This is a genomic window from Gandjariella thermophila (assembly GCF_005405885.1).
Taxonomy (GTDB): Bacteria; Actinomycetota; Actinomycetes; order Mycobacteriales; family Pseudonocardiaceae; genus Gandjariella; species Gandjariella thermophila.
In genome coordinates this window covers 1-1583 of sequence record NZ_BJFL01000104.1, presented here as the reverse complement: position 1 = coordinate 1583, position 1583 = coordinate 1, and the positions used below count along the sequence as shown (strand labels likewise).

The 1583-nt window shown below is 62.1% G+C and carries 3 protein-coding genes and 2 pseudogenes; 1 reads left to right on the top strand and 4 read right to left on the bottom strand.

The genetic code is table 11. From position 1 onward, the window contains the following. The 3 genes and pseudogenes from FFT21_RS28405 to FFT21_RS28395 form a co-directional block, all read right to left on the bottom strand. A pseudogene (locus FFT21_RS28405) lies at positions 1-91 on the bottom strand (IS5/IS1182 family transposase); the annotation flags it as partial. A gap of 91 nt (positions 92-182) precedes the next feature. After that, positions 183-569 (bottom strand): helix-turn-helix domain-containing protein, encoded by a 387-nt coding sequence (locus FFT21_RS30870; RefSeq protein WP_192909817.1) that lies wholly within the window; start codon positions 567-569, stop codon positions 183-185. Between the two features lie 72 nt (positions 570-641). Beyond that, positions 642-800, bottom strand: a pseudogene (locus tag FFT21_RS28395) (IS30 family transposase); the annotation flags it as partial. 193 nt (positions 801-993) lie between these two features. Here FFT21_RS28395 and cas2 point away from each other — a divergent pair. Next, complete coding sequence (gene cas2, locus FFT21_RS28385; protein ID WP_137816970.1) at positions 994-1281, top strand: CRISPR-associated endonuclease Cas2; 288 nt, start codon at positions 994-996, stop codon at positions 1279-1281. Between the two features lie 113 nt (positions 1282-1394). Here cas2 and FFT21_RS28380 read toward each other — a convergent pair. Then, positions 1395-1583: transposase (locus tag FFT21_RS28380; protein ID WP_153816597.1), on the bottom strand; the 189-nt coding region annotated here is incomplete at its 5' end.

Sequence of the window (1583 nt, the reverse complement as noted above, 5' to 3'; positions counted from 1 at the left end):
ATCCGAGCCGCTTGCGGTGAGCGCGGACCAGGCCGGACACGAAGGTCAGGGTTCGATGTGACAACGGCAGAGCGGCACGGTAGAACAGCACGTGAAGCCCCTGGCATCTGCTGAGCGATCTTAATCGATAGTTCTGCTACCAGGGGCTTCGCCACATCCAGGCGCCGACGCGCCAGTGCACATCAACCCGTGATCAGCAAGAAGCCTTGCACGCCAACACATCCAGCCCAGGATGAAAATGGCTCAGTGTCATCCTCCGGGAAATCGACGCGCAACCGATCGCTGATCTGCCGTGGTGACCATTTCTTGGCTAAGCCGCTGTTGACTTCGTCATGCAGTCGCGGGTTCGTTTCCAGCAGCCGGGATTTCGGTCGGGATCGTGTTTGGTTCGCGCGACGCTGTGCGGATATCGCTCGATACGCCGCCCGTCCACCGTTCCTGCCAACCTCCCGAGAAATCACCGAATGATCCCGGCTGAGCAGTCTACCGATCGCCCGTAACGATCGACCCTTTACCAGCTCCCGAGAAATTGTTTCTCGTTCTTCTGGGCGCAGCTCTATACCCCGCACAGCGACGCCAATCCTTTCCCTGTCAAACCCGCTTAATCGCGCTACGATCCTATCAAGAGCGTGGTGCACTGATCATATGACTCCACCCAGCAATTTGTTGAGAACCTCGGTCGGTTTGAGCCAGCCCAGAGTCCGCCGAGGCCGATCGTTGAGTTTGTCGGCGACGGCGTCAAGCTCGGCTTGGGTGTAGACGGACAGGTCGGTTCCTTTCGGGAAGTACTGACGCAGTAGTACGGCAGCCGGACATCGTGATCTTGGGCGTGGCGGCGTGACGTAGAGCGGCCACCGCGTGATCATGCCGGGTTTGTGATGAACTCCTACAAGATCAGCTACCGGCGGGTGCTCGACCTCCAGGCCCGCCTGCTCGCCGCCATCCTGGTCGGCGAGATACCCCGGTACACGCCGATGGTCACGAGGTGAGCCGATGGCCAGGCGGCGCTACCTGATGGCCTACGACATCGCGGACCCGAAGCGCCTGCGCCGGGTCTGCGCACTCATGGAGGACCACGGCGACCGACCGCGGTACTCGGTGTTCCTGTGCGATTTGAGTGTCGCCGAACTCGCCGAACTGGAGTCCGCCGTCACCGACGTGATGGACCTCGGCGAGGACAGCGTGGTCGAGATCGACCTCGGCCCGGCGTCCTCTCCGGCCCGCGTGCGCAGCCTGGGACGTCCCCGTCGTCTGCCGGACCCTGGGCCGAAGATAGTTTGATCTCTGCGAGCGGTCCGGTGCGCACATCTCCAGGCGTGACCGCTCGCATGCAGGTCAGGCGCCTCTTGTGCGCTCTAGTGGACACTTGTTGATCTGGAGGCTTAGAGCGTGTCTCATTTGGCGAGTTTCTTGTAGCAGGTGATGGCTGCGCCGAGGGTGAGGAAGGCGAGGAAGTGGGTGGCTTTGCGTTCGTAGCGGACGGTGAGGCGGCGGTACCCGGTCAGCCAGGCGATGGTCCTCTCGATCACCCACCGGTGTCTGCCGAGCTTGGTCGAGGATTCGATGCCTTTGCGGGCCAGGCG